The 1,353-nt window shown below is 68.1% G+C and carries 1 pseudogene; it reads left to right on the top strand.

The annotated features are described in order from the left end of the window. A pseudogene (locus FXF52_RS43760) lies at positions 1 to 514 on the top strand (helix-turn-helix domain-containing protein); the annotation flags it as partial. Between the last annotated feature and the right edge of the window lie 839 nt (positions 515 to 1,353).

Genomic DNA, 1,353 nt, shown 5'->3' with positions numbered 1-1,353 from the left:
GCGAAGTGGTCCACAAGTTCAACGAGAAGGGGCTGGCCTGTCTGGACCCTAATGGGCGGGAGGCCGTCCCCGTTTGCTCGACCGTGACGACGAGGACTTCGTCATCCAGGCGACCACCACCCGCCCCAGCCTGCTCGGCCTGCCGTTCACGCGCTGGACGGTGCGGAAACTCGCCGCCTACCTGCGCAGAGCCCCCGGGGAGGTGCATACGCATCGGCCGGGAGACCCTGCGGTGCCTGCTCATCCGACACCAGATCACCTTTCAACGGACCAAGACGTGGAAGGAGTCCACCGACCCGGACAAGGACGCCAAGCTGGACCGGATCGAGTACGCCCTCCACGAGTGCCCCGACCGCACCTTCGCCTTCGACGAGTTCGGCCCGCTCAGCACCCGCCCGACTGCCGGGCCTGCTGGGCCAGGCAGGGCGGGCCTGACCGGCTCCCGGCCACCTTCCACCGCACCCACGGAGTGCGCTACTTCCACGGCTGCTACTCCGTCGGCAACGACACGCTCTGAGGTGTCAACCGGCGTGGTGGCCGATAGCCATTTGGACCTCTGCCGGCGCAAGCTATGTCGGGCTCGCGCCGGCAGAGGGTGGCCGGCGACGCCCATCTACGTGCCCAGTCGCAGTTCTTCCCTAACGGCGATCGTGGATACCTGGTCGACATCGGGCCGGGTTTGTACCTGATGCAAATGATCGAGTGCCGTCGGAGGATGGCTACCACGTGGGCTTGCCGTTGCAGCTGCCCGGCGGCCCGCGACTGTGGCTGCCGACGCGGGCCGGTCGACCTCTCCGCAGCCGCACCGGCTGGATGTTGCTCCGGGTGAAGGCCTTGCCGCTGTCTTCCAGCGGCAGAGCATCGGGCCCGGAAGGTGTGACGGGAGGTCCGCAGGGGAGCGGACCGGCAGCCGAGTCCACTCCTTGGGAGCCTTGGGTCTGGCGAGCCCTCGATCACAAGTGGGCACAGGAGACCGTGCCCGTTCGTCCCGCCGATAATAGGTCGGGGAGTTGCTGCAGAGTTGGCAGGCGAGAACCAGCGGCTGACCGGCCCGCCCGGGCGGCTTCTCGCCGCAGCACAAGGGTAGGCTCTCCACCTCGGGCGCTTCGGCCTGCGCGATGACCGCACCGTATCGCCGCTCGCAGGCTCTTTGCGCCGGCGACCCGCTTCGCGATCTCGCGGCCTCGTGGACCACCGCTTGGGCGGCGTAGGCCCGAGGTGCTCTTACGGCTTCCGACCGGCGGCAGAGGTCCTCCTGCTGGCTCCGCCTGAACACCGACCATTGAGCCGTTTTCATCCTGCGTAGCGGTTGGTCTCGACGTGGTGCAGGACGAGGATGGCCTGCACGATCGT

It is taken from the genome of Micromonospora sp. MP36 (genome assembly GCF_008119785.1).
Lineage (GTDB): Bacteria > Actinomycetota > Actinomycetes > Mycobacteriales > Micromonosporaceae > Micromonospora.
This window is presented reverse-complemented; position numbering and strand designations above follow the sequence as displayed.